Below are 15,885 nucleotides of genomic sequence, written 5' to 3' on the forward strand. Positions count from 1 at the left end.
GTCGTGGAGACGCACGAGGTGGCGGAGTTGTTCGACCGGGCGGTGCAGCGGCTGCGTCGCGTCGTCGACTCGGGCGGCTCCGACGACTCCGACGGCGGGTCCGACCTGCTTCGACACGCGGCCGGCTCGGGCGCTGTCGCCGCGCGGCTGGCGGTCGCGCACCTGGCCGACGCGGACCGTGTGGTGCGCGCGGCGGCGTGCGACCTGCTCGGCTTCGCGAGCAACGTGCACGGGGACGACCTGCGCAGCGACGCCGCGACGGCCCTGATCGCGTTGGCCGACACCGAAGTCGATCCTGACGTGCACTGGTCGATCGCCCGCGCCCTGGGCGCCACCTGCGATCCCCGTGCCCTGCCCACCCTGGTCGCCCTCGCCGGCAGCCCCGACAGTGATGTGCGGTTCCAGGTCGCGGCCGCGCTGCCGATGGTGCTGATCGACGATCACCCTCCCGAGGACGGTGTGGCAGCGCTGATCGTCCTGAGCGCCGACGCCGACCCCGAGGTGCGCGAGTGGGCCACGTTCTCCCTCGGCTGGCTGAGCACCGTGGACGGGAACGCCGTCCGGCAGGCGCTGTGGGACCGCACCCGCGACGTCGAGCCGGGGGTACGGGAGGAGGGCGCCCGAGGGCTGGCGCGGCGGCGGGACTCGCGGGCACTTGCGTTGGTACGCGAACTGCTCGCGCGGGAGGAGGTGCACACGTTCACCTTCCAGGCCGCCGCGTGCCTGGCGGACGAGTCGCTGTTGCCGCTGCTGGACGGGTTCGATCTCACCGCCGACGGTGTCGCCGACGCCCTGCGGGCGTGACCCGGTGCACCGTGTCCAGCGCGACGAGTCGGCGTGGCAGGTCCTGACCGCCCTGCATCAGCTCCGACCCGATCTGCCGGTCGCGGTCTTCGGCGAGCGGTGCGACCTCGGCCTGTACCTCGACGTCGGCGACGGTTCCGACATCTCCGGCCACTGGTTTCTGGACGGGTTGCTCCACCGGGCCGGGCAGGATCCGGCTTGTGCGGCCGCGTTAGCGATCGCGGATCTCAAGCGCTGATCGACTCGGGTTCACGGAAGTCGGGGTGTCCCGGTCGTGGTGATGCCCCGACTTTCAGGAAATCGAGTCGATCAAGCGGCCGGCGCTTCACAGCCATCTCACAGGGGTGCTGGATAGGGTGCCCGTCGAGTCAACGTCCGACTCCAGCGGAGGAGCGGTCGGCGTCGCACAGGAGTTCCGATGGTCTTCAAGAAGATGTTGAGCGCGTTCGGTGTGGGCGGTCCCACTGTGGACACCGTGCTGACCAACCCCAACACCCGGCCCGGCCTGACCCTCGACGGGCAGGTCAACCTCGTCGGCGGTGACGCTGAGGCGGCCATCGAGCAGGTGGTGATCGGCCTGGTGACCCGGGTGGAGGTCGAGGGGCACGACGCCGAATACTCCGGCACCCTGGAGTTTCACCGGATGGCGGTCAGCGGCGCGTTCCTGCTCGCCCCGAAGCAGCAGCTCTCGATTCCGTTCCAGCTCCCGGTGCCGTGGGAGACCCCGATCACCGACGTGTACGGCCAGCGCCTGCACGGCATGACGATGGGCCTGCGGACCGAGCTGGCGGTCGCCCGTGCTGTCGACAAGAGCGACCTGGACCAGGTGGCGGTGCATCCGCTGCCGGTGCACGAGCGGATCCTGGAGGCGTTCCAGCGGCTCGGATTCCGGTTCAAGCACGCCGATCTGGAGCGCGGGCACATCCGGGGCGTGCAGCAGACGCTGCCGTTCTACCAGGAGATCGAGTTCTTCGCGTCGCCGCAGTACGCGAGCACGATCAACGAGGTCGAGCTGACCTTCGTGACCAGTCAGCGCGGCGTCGAGGTCATCCTGGAGTGCGACAAGCGGGGCGGCTTCCTCAGCGCCGGGCACGACGCGTTCGGTCGCTTCCAGGTGGCGCACACCGACGTCGACCGGGTGGACTGGGCGCAGGTCGTCGACGGGTGGCTGCGCGAGACCACGTCCCGCTACGGCAGCCTCCGCTCGCAGTACGGCCCGAGCCACGGTCACGGTTACGGTCACGGCCGTGGGCACGGGATGGGCGGCATGGTGGCCGGTGCGGCGCTCGGCGTCGCGGGTGGCATGGTCGCCGGCGAAATGATCGAGGACGCCTTCGAGGGCGACTTCGGTGGTGACTTCGGCGGCGACGAGTAGCCGGTACGAACACCACTGTGGCCTCCGGGAGAAGTCTCCCGGAGGCCACAGTGACTGTGAACCGGTCAGTGCCGGGCCTTGCGCTCCTCGCTGCTGCGCCAGTTGCTGCCGGCCTTCGAGAGGCCACGGCTACCGAGGTAGCCAAGCGTCAGCAGGGTGATCAGGAACCAGGCGTTGTCGGCCCGGAAGATGTCCACCCCAGCGGAGTTCTTGCCGACGACCTGCGACGCGCCCAGTACGGCGGCCACCGCGATCAGGTAGATCCAGAACTCGGTGGTCTTGAACGCCTGCTTGGTCTCCGTACCGGGTGCCTGCATGTCGTTGCGACGCCCGTCGTGCATGACCGGCATCTGCTGGGTCTGCATGTCCCGCATCGACGCGGGATTCTGCGGGTCGTTCATGGGCCGGTTCATCGGCCGGGTGGAAGCAGCCTGCGTGCTCATCTGGTCCTCCTCAGGATGCGATGAGTCCTACCTGCATTCCCCCGCCCCGCTACCGCGTGTCGGCCACGGCACGGTTCGCTTGCACGGCGGGGACAACCCCCGACTACCCGAGGCCACGGAGCAGGTAACACCGATCGCCGGCCGGAAAACCGGCCGGCGATCGGGTGGGTCGGTGGGTCAGCGCAGGCCGTTGCGGATGGCCACGCTCACCAACAGGTCCGGGTCGTCGGTGATGAGGCCGTCGACGCCGAGGTCGATGACCCGCTGCATCACCGTCGCGTCATCAACGGTGTACGGGATCACCTTCAGCCCGTCGCGCGCCTGAAGCGTGCGGACGTCCGGTCCGTGGAAGTATGCCGGGTTCTCCCGCAGGTACCAGTCGTCCGAGGCGACAGTGCCCTGCTTCGGGTCGTGCACCTGCCAGTTGGCCGACACCGTGCCCGCACCGGCGGCCCGGGTCAGTTTGCCCAGGTCCCGGTACTTCCACCAGTCCAGTCCACCGGTCCACGGGCTCTTCACCGACGGGTTGCCGTACACGGCCTGCAACGAGCACTCGTCGGCGAGCGTCGCGCACTCGGCCGGGCCGTACTGCCACACCAGGGCGACGGTGCCGATCCGCCGGTCGAGCTGCCGGGCGTACGTGATGGTGCGCCAGTCGAACGACTGGATGGTGGCCCGGTTGGTGAAGCCGGCGCGTTGGATGGCGTCGACGAGCTTGCGGGTGAAGCTCCGGTACGGCTCGGTGTCGTTCACCACCGGGCTGATCTTCGTCTCGATGTTCATGCCGATATCGGCACGACCACTTGCCTTCACCAGGGCGAAGACCTCGTCCAGGGTCGGGATCCGGGCACCCGGCGCGGGCACCTGCGCGGGCAGCTCGGGCAGCGTCTTCGTGCCGCAGTCGACGGTCTTGAGCTGCGCGAGGGTCAGCTCGTGCACCGGCTTGCCCACGTACGGGAACGTCGGGTCGCCACGGCGCACCGGGCGGGTGTCGACGCAGTGCGACCCGTTGACGGTGCGGTCGTGCAGCACCACGAGCTTGCCGTCGGCGGTCACGCCGGTGTCCAGTTCCAGCGTGGAGATGGCCCGGTTGGACAATGCGTTCGCGAAGGCCGGCAGGGTGTTCTCCGGCCGGGTGGCCCGACCGCCGCGGTGCGCCTGGATGTCGAACGGCGCGGCGTACGCCTTCGGCAGCCGGTAGCCGCGCTGCGCCAGCAGGCCACGTAGCCGGTCCGGATAGTCGGTGATCATGCCGTCCACGCCGTCGTCGATCAGCTTGGCCATTGTCGGCAGGTCGTCGACGGTCCACGGGATCACCTTGATCCCGTAGCGGTGTGCCCGGGCGACCATCTCCTTGGTGACGTACGGCTGGTAGCCGGGGTCGGTGACAGTGCCGTTCTGCGGCATGCCGTGCACCGGCGAGAAGGCGCTGGCGCCGAAGCTGCGGATGGCCCTGATCGGGTCGCCGCCGAAGTCGTCGATGTCCAGCCCACCCAGCCACGGCGAGGCGCCCGGCTGACCGGTCTGGAGGAAGTCGTAGTTGGTCAGGGCGACGAGCGGGAGCTTCGGCTCGACCTGGCGCATGCGCATCAGCGCGCCCCAGTCGAAGCTCTGGATGGTGACCTGCCTGAGCAGCCCGGCGGCGCGGATCTCGGCAGCGGTGACCCGGACGAACTGCTCGCGCGGCGCGGTCTCGGTCGGGGCGCCGGCCTCGACCTTGGTCTCGACGTTGAGCGTCACGTCCTTCGCGCGGTAACGGTTCACCAGGGCGAAGACCTCACGCAGCATCGGCATCCGGGCACCGGGGACGGCGAGCTGGCCGGGCTTGTCCGACAGCGTCTTCGAACCGCAGTCGAGCGTGCGCACCTGGGCCAGGCTGAGCGTGTTGACGTACTTCCCGACGTACGGGAACTCCGGGTCACCGGGCGTCACCGGGGTGGTGTCGACGCACTTGGTGCCGGTCACCTTGCGGTCGTGGGTGACGACGGCCTGGCCGTCCTCGGTGATCTGCACGTCCAGTTCGAGGGTGGTCACCCCGAGTTGGAGGGCGTTGCCGAAGGAGGCCAGGGTGTTCTCCACCCGCAGCCCGAGGCCGCCCCGGTGGGCCTGCACGTCGAATGTCCGGTCCGGTCGCGGTTTCGCCTGGGCGGGCACCGCGAGTCCGGTCGTCACCGTCGCGGCCACCAGGGCCGCGACGGCGGTACGGCGTACTGTGCGCACGCTGTCATCCCCTCTGCCGGCGGGCATCTCCCACCGGTCGCGGGACAGCATGGACATCTCGGACTGCGGGCAGGCGGCCAGTGGGCGGCGCGAGGGTGAACCGCCGTGGACGACCTCCCGGTCAGGCCGGGTTTGGTCGGCCGGTGGTCGGGCACGCAGTCGGTTCCACCGCTTCTGCGAGGTGATGAGCGTGCGTGAGGACGACATGCGGCAGGACGCCGCCCGCGAGGCCGAGGATCGGATCGCCGGCGGCGTGTACGGCAAGGGCGCCCTCGACGAGGTGACGCTGCCCCGCACCGATGTGGAGAGTCAGATCCAGCGCGATGACCCGTTCGATCCGGCGAAGGAACGGATCGATCCACAGGTGCTGCGCGACGGTGGCCCGGTGGGCGGGCAGGGCGCGGTGACGACCACCGGTGGCACCGCCGGGCCGGCGAGCGTACGGCGGGTGGCCCGCCAGCCGGAGCGGCACCGGGGCACTGTCGCCCCGACGACGACCGGCGACGCCACCACCGGGGGCCTGAGCACGCCGATGAGCGGCAACACCAGCGACCAGTCCACGTCGGCACCGGAGCCAGCCAAGTCGGTCCAGGACCGCTCCGTCACCGACTAACCGCGATCATGAGGTTGACGTGGCTGTGGGATGCCACAGTCCACGTCAACCTCATGATCAACTCAGTGGGCGGCGATGGGGGTGGGGCGGAGGACGCCCAGGCGTTGGGTGGCGCGGGTCAGGGCCACGTACAGGTCGCTGCGCCCCCGGGGGGACTCGGCCACCATCCGGTCCGGGTCGACGACAAGCACCGAGTCGAACTCCAGCCCCTTGGCCTGCGCGACTGTCAACACCACCACCCGGCTCTCCAGCTCCGGGTGCTCACCCACCGCGGCCTCCGGCAACGCGCCGGTCAGCGCGGCACCCAACTCGCCCACCCGGCCGGCCGGCACGAGCACACCGAGCCGACCCTCGGTCAGCGCCGCCGCCTCCCGGGTGGCCGCCGCGACGAGTTCCGCCGCCAACCGCTCGTCGGGAACCGTGCGGTCCCACGGGGGTACGCCGCTCTCCCGTACCGAGCGCGGCGGACGCAGCGCCGGGTCGATCTGCGCCAGGACGTCGGCGGCGACAGTCATGATCTCGGCGGGCGTGCGGTAGCTGACCGTCAACTCGGTCAGCCGCCACCGCTGCGCCACGTACGGGGCGAGAGCGTCCGCCCAGGAGGGGGTGCCGCTGAGCGCGCCGGTCTGTGCGACGTCCCCGACGATCGTCATCGATCGGCTCGGGCAGCGGCGCATCAGCAGCCGCCACGCCATGGGGGACAGCTCCTGCGCCTCGTCCACGATCACGTGGCCGAACGCCCAACGCCGGTCGGCGGCCGCCCGCTGCGCGGTGGTGAGGCGGTCGGCCTCCTCCTGCCGTTCCAGCAGCCGGTCCGCGTCGATCAGGTCGGTCACGCCGAGGATCTCACCGCCCTCGGCCTCGTCCTCGACGTCGATCGAGCGGGAACCGCGAGCGATCTCTAGCACGCCCTCGGCGTACTCCCGTTCCATCATCCGGATCCGGTCCCGGCGGGCGGCGGCGGCCCGCTCGTCCTCGCCGAGCAGCTCGGCGGCCTCGTCCAGCAGCGGCACGTCGGCCGGCGTCCAGCCGCCCGGCTCCCGCCGGAGCAGCGCCCGCTCCTCCTCGGTCAGCATCGGCGCGGCGGCGGCGATCCGGTCCGGGTCGGCGTACAGGTCGGCGAGCAGGCGCTGCGGGGTGAGCACCGGCCACAGCCGGTCGAGGGCGGCCTGGATCTCCGTCTCCTCGCGCAGCTCGCGGCGGATCTCGGCCCGGTCCGCCTCGTCGAGCAGGTTGTCCCCGCCCAGCGGGTCGGCGCCGATCCGTTCGGCCACCTGGTCGGCGAGCGCGTGCACGACCTCCGTGTCGAACAGCGTGCGGGCCAGGTTGTGCGGCCGGTCGACGCGGCGCACCCGGTCCCGCGCGGCCCGCACGATCTCCGGGTCGAGGGTCAGCGTCTCCCGTTCGACATCGATCTCCAGCGGCTCGTCCGGCACCCACTGCCGGTCCCGGACGGCCAGCGCCAGGACCTCGGCCAACACGGCCCGGCCCTTGAGCGCCGCGGTCTGCGCCGGCTCGGTCCGTTGGGCGCTCACCCCGGGGAAAAGATCACCCTGGGTACGCAGCAGCACGCCGGTCTCGGCGAGCGTCGGCAGCACCTGGGAGATGTAGCGCAGGAATGTCGCGTTCGGGCCGACCAGCAGCACGCCCCGGCTGGAGAGTTCGCGCCGGTGCGTGTAGAGCAGGTACGCCGCCCGGTGCAGCGCGACGGCGGTCTTGCCGGTGCCGGGGCCGCCCTGGACCACCATGACGCCCGGCAGTTCGGCGCGGATGATCTCGTCCTGTTCGGCCTGGATGGTCTCGACGATGTCGCGCATTCGACCGGTCCGGCCCGCGTTGAGGGCCGCGAGCAACGACGCCTCGCCGGTCAGCTCCTCGTGGCCGCCGGGGGAGGCGGTGTCGATGTCAAGTACCTCGTCGTTGAGCCCGGTCACCTTGCGCTGCCGGGTGCGCAGGTGCCGGCGCCGGCGTACGCCCTGCGGGTTCGCGGCGGTGGCGAGGTAGAAGGCGCGGGCGGCGGGAGCCCGCCAGTCCATCAGCAGCGGGTCGTAGTCACCGCTGGTGTCGAAGATGCCGATCCTGCCGATGTAGTGGCGGGAGTCGTCGTCACCGTCGAGACGGCCAAAGCAGAGCCCGTTCTCCACGGCGGAGAACTGCTCGACCTGATCGGCGTACATCGCTACCGAGCTGTCGCGCTGCGAGCGGTCCTGGAGGGTGCCGCCGGTGTTGCGCAGCTCGGCGGTGAGCCGCTGGGCGGCCTGCTCACGCAGCCCGTCCAGCCGGTCGTAGAGCATCGAGACGTACTCCTGCTCGCGACCGATCTCGTCGTCGAGCGGCAATTCGCCGGAACCGCCGGAGTGCCTTGACAAGCCGTCTCCCTAAAGATTAGAATCGCTTGCAGGAACGGCTTTCAGCCGTTCTTTTTTATGTCCTCGAACTGTTGAAGATAGCGCGTTCCGCCGGTTCTCACCAAGCCGGGCGAGCCGGCGCGCCGGTGATCGCGAGGTGGCGTCGGATGATCCTGCGGGCCGGGCAACGAGTGGTCTTCATCGGCGACAGCATCACCGATTGTGGCCGACGCGACGTCGCCGCGCCCTATGGCTCCGGTTACGTCAGCCTCGTCCGCGCGTTTGTCGACGCCCGGCACCCGGAGCTGGAGCTGACCTGGGTCAACCGGGGTGTGGGCGGCGACACCGTTCGGGACCTGGCCGCCCGCTGGGATGACGACGCGATCGCCAAGCGCCCCGACTGGCTGTCGGTGCTGATCGGCATCAACGACATCTGGCGGCACTACGGTGACCGCCCGCACGAGGCCGTCGGCATCGAGGAGTACGAGCGCACCCTGCGCGACCTGCTGCGGCGAGCGGTCGCCGCCACCGGCTGCCGGTTGATCCTCGGTGACCCGTTCCTCATCGAGGCGGACCGCGGCGTCCCGCAACGCGCCGACACCGACCGGTACGCGGCGGTGGTGGCGGGGCTGGCCGCCGAGTTCGACGCGGTGCACGTGCCCAACCAGGCGGCGTTCGACAGGGTGCTGGCGGTCAGCCCGTCGGCGCGCTGGGCCGACGACCGCGTCCACCCGCACCTGCCCGGTCACGCGGTCCTCGCCGACGCCTACCTGAGCGCCCTCGGCGCCCGCTGACTGAGCATCCCCGGCGCGACCGGCCGCCGACCCAGCACCCGTCGACACCGGTGGCCTGACTCAGCACCCGTCGACACCGGTGGCAGCCGCTAGCGCGACAGGGTCGGACACGATGACGCGCCGGGCCAACCGCGAGGGTCGACCCGGCGCGGACACCGGAGGATCAGCCGCGAGCGGCCTGGTAGAGCCGCTCGGGAGTGACAGCGCCGGCGAGAACCCGGCCGTCGTCGGTGAGCAGCACACTGAACAGCTTGCTGGTGAGCAGACGCCCGCTACCCCAGTCGCCCTTGACCGCCGCGAGCCCGCCGAGCAGCTTCGACAGGTCCATGTCAGGTGCGGCGCCGGCCGGTGGCACGGCCGGCTTCGCGTCGGCCGGCTTGCCGCCGAGGGCCCCGTCGAGGCGGGCGACAAGCACCGTCGTCCAGCCGGTGCCCACCGCGCGTACCTGCGGATCGGCCGCCGGCTTGACGTGGCCGGGCTTGCCCGGGCCCGGTCGCTCGGCCTTCTCCTCGGTGACCGTCACACCGGGCGGTGGGTTGAAGGTGAACTGGTCGTCGGCGGGCCGGCGGTAGTCGATCTGGGTGAAGGCCATCTCGAATGCCGGCTGGTCGCTGCCCTTCGCGAGCACCTCGAAGCGCAGCGGCACGTGCTGCTTGGCGTCGATGGCGATCCGCAGCTGGTGCACCAGGGAGTCCTTGTCGCGCGGCTGGAGCACCAGCTCGTACGCGTCCTGGCCGGCCACCGTCGCCGAGCGGCCGACGTTCACCTCGGTGCTCGGGTCGATCGCGGCCAACGCGAGGTCGGCGGCCTGCTGCGGAGTGGCCGGCAGGTTCGGCCGCGCCTCCGGTGCGGCCTTCCCGGCCTCGGTGTCGCCGAGCGCGCGGTGGCGGGCGGTGTTGGTGCGGCTCTCCCAGGTCCACACGTCCCGGCCGTTGCGGATCACGTCCTGCTCACCGAGGGTGTCCAGCAACGCGACCCGCTGCCGCTCCGGGCCGGAATACCAGACCCGCAGGGTGTGGGTGCCGGTCAACATGCTTGTCAGCTCGTTGCCGGGGGCCAGCCCGACCAGCGGCGGCAGGCCGAGGTCGGCGCGCTGCACGACGGTCCCGGAGACCCCCTCCAGCCGAGAGGTCTGTAGGTCGACAAGGAGTTGGGCGGCGGTACGCGGCGGCAGGCTCGGCTCGGCCTCGGCGGCGAACGTGCCGATCGCCGCTCCACCGCCGATGACGGCGACGGCGGCGGTGGCCGGGACCAGCCAACGCAGGACGGGACGGCTTCTCAGGACGGACATGGTGGCACCTCCTGCGACCATCCTCCCCCCTCGGTCCTGAGAACGCGCTGAGGACGCCGAACCACCGTCGGTTGACCCGGGTGGCACCCTTGAACTGTGCGGTTGCTTGTGGTGGAGGACGAGGCCCGGTTGGCGGCTGCCCTACAACGGGGCCTGGAGGCGGAGGGGTTCGCGGTGGACGTGGCGCGGACCGGCCCGGCCGGTCTGGACGCGGCCCGGCACGGCGAGTACGACGCCATGATCCTCGACGTGATGCTCCCCGGCCTCTCCGGCTACGAGCTGGTCCGCCAACTGCGCGCGGAGCAGCACTGGTTGCCGGTGCTGATGCTCTCCGCCAAGGACGGCGAGTACGACCAGGCCGACGGCCTCGACTGTGGCGCGGACGACTACCTGACCAAACCCTTCTCGTACGTGGTGTTGCTGGCCCGGCTGCGGGCGCTGCTGCGCCGGGGAGCGCCGGAACGCCCGACGGTGCTGGAGGTCGGTGACCTGCGGCTGGACCCGGCCCGCCGACGGGTGACCCGGGCCGACGCCGAAGTGACGCTGACCGCGCGGGAGTTCGCGCTGCTGAACTATCTGATGCGCCGACCCGGTCAGGTCATCTCCAAGATCGAATTGCTGGACCACGTGTGGAACGCGAGCCTGGAGACCGCACCGAACATCGTCGAGGTGTACGTCGGCTATCTGCGCCGCAAGCTCGGCCGGGACCGGCTGGAGACGGTCCGGGGCGTCGGTTACCGGCTGGCGATGTGACAACCGACGCTCCGCTGCCCACCCGCCGGGCGTGGACCGGTTGGATGCCGGTGCTGGGGCTGCGGGGGCGGCTCATGGCGATCGGCGTGTTCGGCCTCACCATCGGGCTCGCCCTGGGCGGCGTGGTGCTGCTCGGCGCGCTCGGCTTCGTGCTCCAACGAACCGTCGACACCGAGGCGTTCCGGACCGCGGACGCGGTCGCGCTACTCGCCGCCGAGGACGCGTTGCCCGACCCGCTGCCGGTGGCCGGCGGGCAGGTCCGCGTCCAGGTCGTCGACGGGCAGGGGCGGATCCGGGCCGCCTCGATCGACGCCGACCGGCTGGTCCCCATGGTCCGCCCCGAGCGGCTGGACCACGACGGCCGGCAGCGGCTGGAGGTGCCGGCGGAGCGGGTCGGGCTCGTCGGCCCGGTCCGGGTGGTCGCCGTACCCGCCGGCACCGCGGCCGACCCGCTGACCGTGCTGGTCGCCCGGTCGATGGCCGACGTGCGGCACAGCGCCCACGCGGTCCGGGTCATCCTGCTGGTGGCGTTCCCCCTGCTGGTGGCCGTGCTGGCCGGGGTGGCGTGGCGGGTGGTGGGCGCGACGCTGCGGCCGGTCGAGGCGCTACGTCGCGGCGCCGAGGAGATCACCGGGCGGGCCGGTACCGGCCGGCTGCCGGTGCCCGCGTCGGCCGACGAGATCCACCGGTTGGCGGTCACCCTCAACGGCATGCTGGACCGGCTGGAATCCGGCCGGGTGCGGCAACGGGCGTTCGTCTCCGATGCCGCACACGAGCTGCGCAGCCCGTTGACCAACATCCGGACCGAGCTGGAGGTGGCCCAGCGCCTCGCGGACCGCACGGACTGGACGGCGGTGACCGCCAACCTGCTCGCCGACACCGACCGGCTCAGTCGACTCGTCGACGATCTCCTCCTGCTGGCACGCCTGGACGAGGCCCCACCGGCCCGGGGGACCGGCCCGGTGGAGCTGGGCGCGCTGCTGACCGAGGTCGCCGCCCGCTACCCGTCGCCGCCGGTGCGGGTGACGATGCCGCCGGGCCCGCTGTGGACGACCGGCAACGCCGACGAGTTGCGGCGCGTGCTGGCCAACCTGGTCGACAACGCGGTACGCCACGCGTACGGCACTGTGGTCCTCGCCGCCGAGGCGGCGCCGGTGACGCGGCGGACGGACGGGGCGTACCACCTGGTGACGGTGACCGACGACGGCCCGGGGATCCCGGCGGCGGACCGGGAGCGGGTGTTCGACAGGTTCACCCGGCTGGACGACGGTCGGGCCCGCGACGACGGCGGCGCCGGCCTGGGGCTGGCCATCGTCCGGGAGTCGGTACGACGTGCCGGCGGCAGCATCACCTTGACCGACGCGCCGGAGCAGCACGGACTGCGGGTGCGCCTGCTGCTGCCGGCCGACCCGGTCTGAGCTGGTCGGGTCAGCGGCGGCGGGTGCAGACCTGCTCGGAGTTGGCGACGGTGTCGGTGGACCAGACGACGGCGACGGTGAAGCAGTAGTCGTTGGTGCGGTTGAGCGCGTAGATGACGTAGCTGGTGGTGCCGGCGGGCAGGGTCGCGAAGACGTTGCGGTCCTGGCCGGTGCGGCCACCCGCGATGACCACCGGGCCCTCGCTGCCGGCCGGATAGGTCCAGTTCAGCGCGATGCTGTCCCGGGTGTCGCGCAGCGTCACCGCGCCGGGCGGGCTGCCGGTCGGCGCTGCGGTGCCGGCCGGCGTGGGTGCGGCGCCGCCCGGGTTGGGCGCGGTGGTGGCCGGCGGGCTGGCGGCGGGGGAGCCGCTGGCCGGCGGTGGCGTCGGATCGTCGTCGCCGTCGACCCGGGCCACCCCGGCGATCACCGCGGCCGCACCGAGCAGCACCACGACCACGCCGGCCACCAGCACCGGCACCAGCCGGCTGCGCGGCGCCCGCGGCGCCCGGTGCACGGGCACCGGCAGCAACCGGGACGGCGTGTAGGGCTCAAGCGGCGCGTACGGGTCCGGCGGCCGGTACGGGTCGGAGGCCGCGTGCGAATCGGAGGCCGTGTAGGGGTCGGAGGTCGTGTACGGGTCGGAGGCCCCGTGCGGGTCGGAGGCCCCGTGCGGGTCGGAGGCTGTGTACGGGTCGGGCGTCGCGTACGGGTCGGACGGCGTGGCGGGGCGGTGCAGCCGGTATACCCCGGGCTGCTCCTCGGTGCCGCCGGCCAACCCGATCACCGACGGGGGCACCGGAACGTCGGTGCTGTAGGGCGTGGGCTCCTCCGCCGCCTCGGGTGGCCAGGTGGTGCCCGCCGGCCCGACCGGTTCGTCGGCCGGCATTCGCGGATTCGGCACCGTTCCGCCGGCCGCCGGCCCGGCCTGGTGTGGCGCGGGTGCCGCTGGGTGGCGGCCGAACTCGGTCGGGTCGTCGCCGTGCGGTGGAACGCGGGCGGCCGGCACCGTCGGGGTGTCCCGGGCGGTCGGCGGGTTGTCGGCGCAGGCGTGGTCGGGATTGGCCGCCGCCCGGGCCAGGGCCGCCACCTGCGCGGCCAGCGGGTCGTCGGCGGGCAGGTGTTGCCGGCACAGCTCACGTGCCAGTGCCAGGTTGTCGTGCGCCTCGGTGAACTGCCCGCAGTCACGCTGCATCGCCCCGAGCCGCGCCAGCATCTTGATGCCGCTGGGATGTCCGTCGCCGTAGATCTCCCGGTGCAGCTCCCAGGCGTCCTGGAGCCGATCCCGGGCAACAGTGCACTGGCCGCGGGCGTACTCGACGGTGGCCAGGTCGGCGTGTGCGGCGAGCACCCGCAGTGACTCCGGACCATCCTGCGCGGTCAGCTCGATGATGACTTCCTGGTAGAGCCGAGCGGCCCGGGAGTGGCTGCCGACCCGGTGCAGCACCGCGGCCAGGGTCGCCGCGGCGGCGACAGTGCGCGGGTCGGAGCGGCCGTGCAAGCGGGTGGTCGCCGCGTACGCGAAGGCGGCCCAACCCCGGGCCGAGTGCGGCTCACCGAGGGCGACCAACACCCGCGCCTGGAGGCTGGCCGCCTCGGCCAACTCGTCGGTGGCGTTGGCGGGGCGGGGGTCGGCGTCGGTGAGCGCGTCGGCGAGCAGTTGCTGCGCGCCGGCCAGGTCGCCGGCCGACACGAGATGGTGCGCCTGGTCAGTCAGTTCGCCGAAGCCGGAAGACACGCCCCATCGTGCTCATTCGACGACGGTAAGTACAAGACCCGCGCCGGTGTCGATTGGTCAGGATCTCCTCAGGTGGTCGGCCAGGGTTTCGCTGATTTGGCGCAGTTGGTCGACCTGGGCGGGGCTCAACGCGTCGAACAGATGCCGGCGTACCCCCTCGACGTGGCCGGGTGCGGCGGCCGCGAGGGTGGCGAAACCCTCGTCGGTGAGCAGCGCGATCTGCCCGCGCCGGTCGGTGGGGCAATCCTCGCGGCGCACCCACCCGGCCGCCTCCAGCCGGGCCACGGCGTGCGAGAGCCGGCTGCGCGACGAACCCGCCGCCTGGGCGAGTTCGCTCATCCGTAGTCGGCGACCGGGGGCCTCGGAGAGTTGGACCAGGATCTCGTAGTACGCGTGCGGCATGCCCGCCTCGCGCTGGAGCTCGCGGTCGAGGGTGTCCATCAGCATCCGGGACGCGGCGAGGTACGCGCGCCACGTGCGCTGTTCGTCGGGGTCCAGCCAGCGGGTCATGACGGCCATCATAACCCGGGTAGTTGAACGTTCAACCAAAGTGGGCTAACCTCGGGGCATGGGTATCCACCGGCTCAACCACGCGGTCCTCTACGTCAGTGACCTCGCCCGCAGCGTCGCGTTCTACAGCGACGTGCTGGGCTTCCGCCCGGTGGCGATGACCCCGGACGGCTTCCGGGGCGCCACCTTCCTCCAGGCCCCCGACTCCACCAACGACCACGACCTCGGCCTGTTCGAGATCGGCGCCGGTGCCGGGCGGTCGACAGCCGGCCGGGCCACCGTCGGCCTCTACCACCTCGCCTGGGAGGTGGACACGCTCGACGAGTTGGCCGCCACCGCCGAGCGGCTCGTCGCCGCCGGCGCACTGGTCGGCACCTCCGACCACGGCACGACCAAGAGCCTCTACGGCAAGGACCCGGACGGCCTGGAGTTCGAGATCGTCTGGCTGGTCCCCGCCAACCTGCTCGACGATGCCGCGCTGACCGCACGCAAGCAGATCGGCCGGCTCGACCTGGACGCCGAACGGCAGCGCTACGGCGGGCAGACCCGCGGCGGTGTGGGGATCTCCGTCCCGGCCTGAGCAGGTCATACGGTAGAACGGACCGATGCCGACCGACCGGACCACCGATTTCCTTCGTGCGCTGCTGGTCCGCCAGCTGAGCACCTGGCTGCCCACGGCCCTGCACCGCTCCCGGCGGGCCACCGTCGCACTCGCCGGCACCGACGCGGGCGGCGCGATGGCCGCGCTGCACCTGGTCGGCACGCACGCCGACCAGGTGCGCGGCCGGCAGGTGACGGTGCTGGTGCTCGCCGACGGCGCGCCCGACCTGCCGGCCCGCCTCGGCCCGGTCGAGGCGGAGTTGCCCGCCGAGGTCACCGTGCACCTGCTGCCCGGCGACCCGGATCGGCTGCCGGTCGCCGTCAAGGCTGCCGGCGCGGCAGGCTCGCCGCTGTTCTCCTTCGTGGACGTGCCGGGTGCGGTGGGTCCGAAGCTGCTCACGGCCGCCGCCAACGGGCGCACCGGCGAGGTGCTGCTGCACGCGGGCAGCAGTGCCCGCGCCGCGCTCGTCGCGGCCGGCTTCCCCCTGGTCGCCGAGCTGGCACCGGTGCTGCCGGACGACGAGGGCACCGGCGTGGTCGCGTTCGGCAGTCGTTCGGACCGGAGTCTGGAAGCGGTGCGTGACGCGCTCTGGTCGGTCGGCGCTGACCTCGGCGTGCGCTACCGCGACCCGGTCGACCCGATGAGCGCACCTGTCGACGTGGCCGGCGATCCCGACGTCACACCGCTGGCCCAAGCGTTGCTGGCCGAGTTGCGTCGCGGCGGCCCACGGCAGGTCACCGAGCTGCGCCGGCACACCCTCACCGCGACCGTCTACCGTGCCGCCGACGCGAACCGCGCGCTGGCCGACCTGCTGGACGACGGAGAAGTGCGACGCGACCGCGAGAACGGCAAGCTGGCCGGCGACGAGCTGATCACTCCAGAGCGCTAAGCCCCCCGCGCCGGGCCCGGCGCGGAGACTCCGTAGACGCCGAGCGGGGTGCCGGTGACAAGATCGCACGAGCGGCGGGTGGGGGAAGAGA

15 protein-coding genes are annotated in these 15,885 nt (G+C 72.2%); 9 read left to right on the forward strand and 6 right to left on the reverse strand.

Features of this window, described 5'->3' with window-relative positions; genetic code table 11:
• Positions 1-3: 3 nt before the first annotated feature.
• The 3 genes from AB0A95_RS14495 to AB0A95_RS14505 all read left to right on the forward strand — a co-directional run bounded on the left by AB0A95_RS14495 (position 4) and on the right by AB0A95_RS14505 (position 2,179).
• Positions 4-804, forward strand: a complete 801-nt coding sequence (locus AB0A95_RS14495; RefSeq protein WP_357556164.1) for a HEAT repeat domain-containing protein — start codon at positions 4-6, stop codon at positions 802-804.
• Between the two features lie 4 nt (positions 805-808).
• Positions 809-1,042: a hypothetical protein gene (locus AB0A95_RS14500; RefSeq protein ID WP_357556165.1), complete on the forward strand. Its 234-nt coding sequence runs from the start codon at positions 809-811 to the stop codon at positions 1,040-1,042.
• Between the two features lie 180 nt (positions 1,043-1,222).
• A complete protein-coding gene (locus AB0A95_RS14505; RefSeq protein ID WP_357556167.1) occupies positions 1,223-2,179 on the forward strand; it encodes a sporulation protein in 957 nt (318 codons plus the stop codon).
• 65 nt (positions 2,180-2,244) lie between these two features.
• Here AB0A95_RS14505 and AB0A95_RS14510 read toward each other — a convergent pair whose 3' ends face one another.
• Together AB0A95_RS14510 and AB0A95_RS14515 are read right to left on the reverse strand one after the other, a co-directional pair.
• Complete coding sequence (locus AB0A95_RS14510) at positions 2,245-2,622, reverse strand: hypothetical protein (protein WP_357556169.1); 378 nt, start codon at positions 2,620-2,622, stop codon at positions 2,245-2,247.
• Between the two features lie 177 nt (positions 2,623-2,799).
• Complete coding sequence (locus AB0A95_RS14515) at positions 2,800-4,842, reverse strand: glycerophosphodiester phosphodiesterase family protein (RefSeq protein WP_357556171.1); 2,043 nt, start codon at positions 4,840-4,842, stop codon at positions 2,800-2,802.
• A 190-nt stretch (positions 4,843-5,032) separates the two neighbouring features.
• Between AB0A95_RS14515 and AB0A95_RS14520 the strand changes: the two genes are divergently transcribed.
• The gene (locus tag AB0A95_RS14520; protein ID WP_357556173.1) at positions 5,033-5,455 is read left to right on the forward strand and encodes a hypothetical protein; all 423 of its coding nucleotides are present in this window, start codon (positions 5,033-5,035) and stop codon (positions 5,453-5,455) included.
• Between the two features lie 62 nt (positions 5,456-5,517).
• Here AB0A95_RS14520 and AB0A95_RS14525 read toward each other — a convergent pair whose 3' ends face one another.
• Complete coding sequence (locus tag AB0A95_RS14525; protein WP_357556204.1) at positions 5,518-7,749, reverse strand: ATP-binding domain-containing protein; 2,232 nt, start codon at positions 7,747-7,749, stop codon at positions 5,518-5,520.
• A 221-nt stretch (positions 7,750-7,970) separates the two neighbouring features.
• Here AB0A95_RS14525 and AB0A95_RS14530 point away from each other — a divergent pair, with 221 nt between their 5' ends.
• Positions 7,971-8,597 carry an SGNH/GDSL hydrolase family protein gene (locus AB0A95_RS14530; protein ID WP_357556175.1) on the forward strand — a complete coding sequence of 209 codons (627 nt, stop codon included), beginning with the start codon at positions 7,971-7,973 and terminating at the stop codon, positions 8,595-8,597.
• 163 nt (positions 8,598-8,760) lie between these two features.
• On the opposite strand, the gene AB0A95_RS14535 is transcribed toward AB0A95_RS14530, so the two are convergent.
• Complete coding sequence (locus tag AB0A95_RS14535) at positions 8,761-9,888, reverse strand: sigma-E factor regulatory protein RseB domain-containing protein (RefSeq protein WP_357556177.1); 1,128 nt, start codon at positions 9,886-9,888, stop codon at positions 8,761-8,763.
• Positions 9,889-9,984: 96 nt separating this feature from the next.
• On the opposite strand from AB0A95_RS14535, the gene AB0A95_RS14540 reads away from it, so the two are divergent.
• The gene (locus tag AB0A95_RS14540; protein ID WP_357556179.1) at positions 9,985-10,641 is read left to right on the forward strand and encodes a response regulator transcription factor; all 657 of its coding nucleotides are present in this window, start codon (positions 9,985-9,987) and stop codon (positions 10,639-10,641) included.
• A gap of 74 nt (positions 10,642-10,715) precedes the next feature.
• The gene (locus tag AB0A95_RS14545) at positions 10,716-12,059 is read left to right on the forward strand and encodes an ATP-binding protein (RefSeq protein ID WP_357556205.1); all 1,344 of its coding nucleotides are present in this window, start codon (positions 10,716-10,718) and stop codon (positions 12,057-12,059) included.
• Between the two features lie 10 nt (positions 12,060-12,069).
• On the opposite strand, the gene AB0A95_RS14550 is transcribed toward AB0A95_RS14545, so the two are convergent.
• Entirely contained in the window at positions 12,070-13,794 is a 1,725-nt protein-coding gene (locus AB0A95_RS14550; RefSeq protein ID WP_357556180.1) for a tetratricopeptide repeat protein, read from the reverse strand.
• A 57-nt stretch (positions 13,795-13,851) separates the two neighbouring features.
• Positions 13,852-14,313 (reverse strand): MarR family transcriptional regulator, encoded by a 462-nt coding sequence (locus AB0A95_RS14555; protein ID WP_357556181.1) that lies wholly within the window; start codon positions 14,311-14,313, stop codon positions 13,852-13,854.
• A 49-nt stretch (positions 14,314-14,362) separates the two neighbouring features.
• Between AB0A95_RS14555 and AB0A95_RS14560 the strand changes: the two genes are divergently transcribed.
• On the forward strand, positions 14,363-14,884 hold the full coding sequence (locus AB0A95_RS14560) for a VOC family protein (protein ID WP_357556183.1): 522 nt from the start codon (positions 14,363-14,365) through the stop codon (positions 14,882-14,884).
• Positions 14,885-14,909: 25 nt separating this feature from the next.
• The gene (locus tag AB0A95_RS14565; protein ID WP_357556184.1) at positions 14,910-15,794 is read left to right on the forward strand and encodes a hypothetical protein; all 885 of its coding nucleotides are present in this window, start codon (positions 14,910-14,912) and stop codon (positions 15,792-15,794) included.
• The last annotated feature ends 91 nt before the right edge of the window (positions 15,795-15,885 follow it).

Source organism: Micromonospora sp. NPDC049230, assembly GCF_040647875.1.
In the GTDB taxonomy this organism is placed as follows: domain Bacteria; phylum Actinomycetota; class Actinomycetes; order Mycobacteriales; family Micromonosporaceae; genus Micromonospora.

Excerpts from the sequence above, each read along its gene's own strand:
- AB0A95_RS14560 (WP_357556183.1), top strand. The coding sequence starts at position 14,363 with ATGGGTATCCACCGGCTCAACCACGCGGTCCTCTACGTCAGTGACCTC.
- AB0A95_RS14545 (WP_357556205.1), top strand. The coding sequence starts at position 10,716 with ATGGCGATCGGCGTGTTCGGCCTCACCATCGGGCTCGCCCTGGGCGGC.
- AB0A95_RS14530 (WP_357556175.1), top strand. The coding sequence starts at position 7,971 with ATGATCCTGCGGGCCGGGCAACGAGTGGTCTTCATCGGCGACAGCATC.
- AB0A95_RS14565 (WP_357556184.1), top strand. The coding sequence starts at position 14,910 with ATGCCGACCGACCGGACCACCGATTTCCTTCGTGCGCTGCTGGTCCGC.
- AB0A95_RS14505 (WP_357556167.1), top strand. The coding sequence starts at position 1,223 with ATGGTCTTCAAGAAGATGTTGAGCGCGTTCGGTGTGGGCGGTCCCACT.
- AB0A95_RS14525 (WP_357556204.1), bottom strand. The coding sequence starts at position 7,749 with ATGCTCTACGACCGGCTGGACGGGCTGCGTGAGCAGGCCGCCCAGCGG.
- AB0A95_RS14535 (WP_357556177.1), bottom strand. The coding sequence starts at position 9,888 with ATGTCCGTCCTGAGAAGCCGTCCCGTCCTGCGTTGGCTGGTCCCGGCC.
- AB0A95_RS14555 (WP_357556181.1), bottom strand. The coding sequence starts at position 14,313 with ATGGCCGTCATGACCCGCTGGCTGGACCCCGACGAACAGCGCACGTGG.
- AB0A95_RS14510 (WP_357556169.1), bottom strand. The coding sequence starts at position 2,622 with ATGAGCACGCAGGCTGCTTCCACCCGGCCGATGAACCGGCCCATGAAC.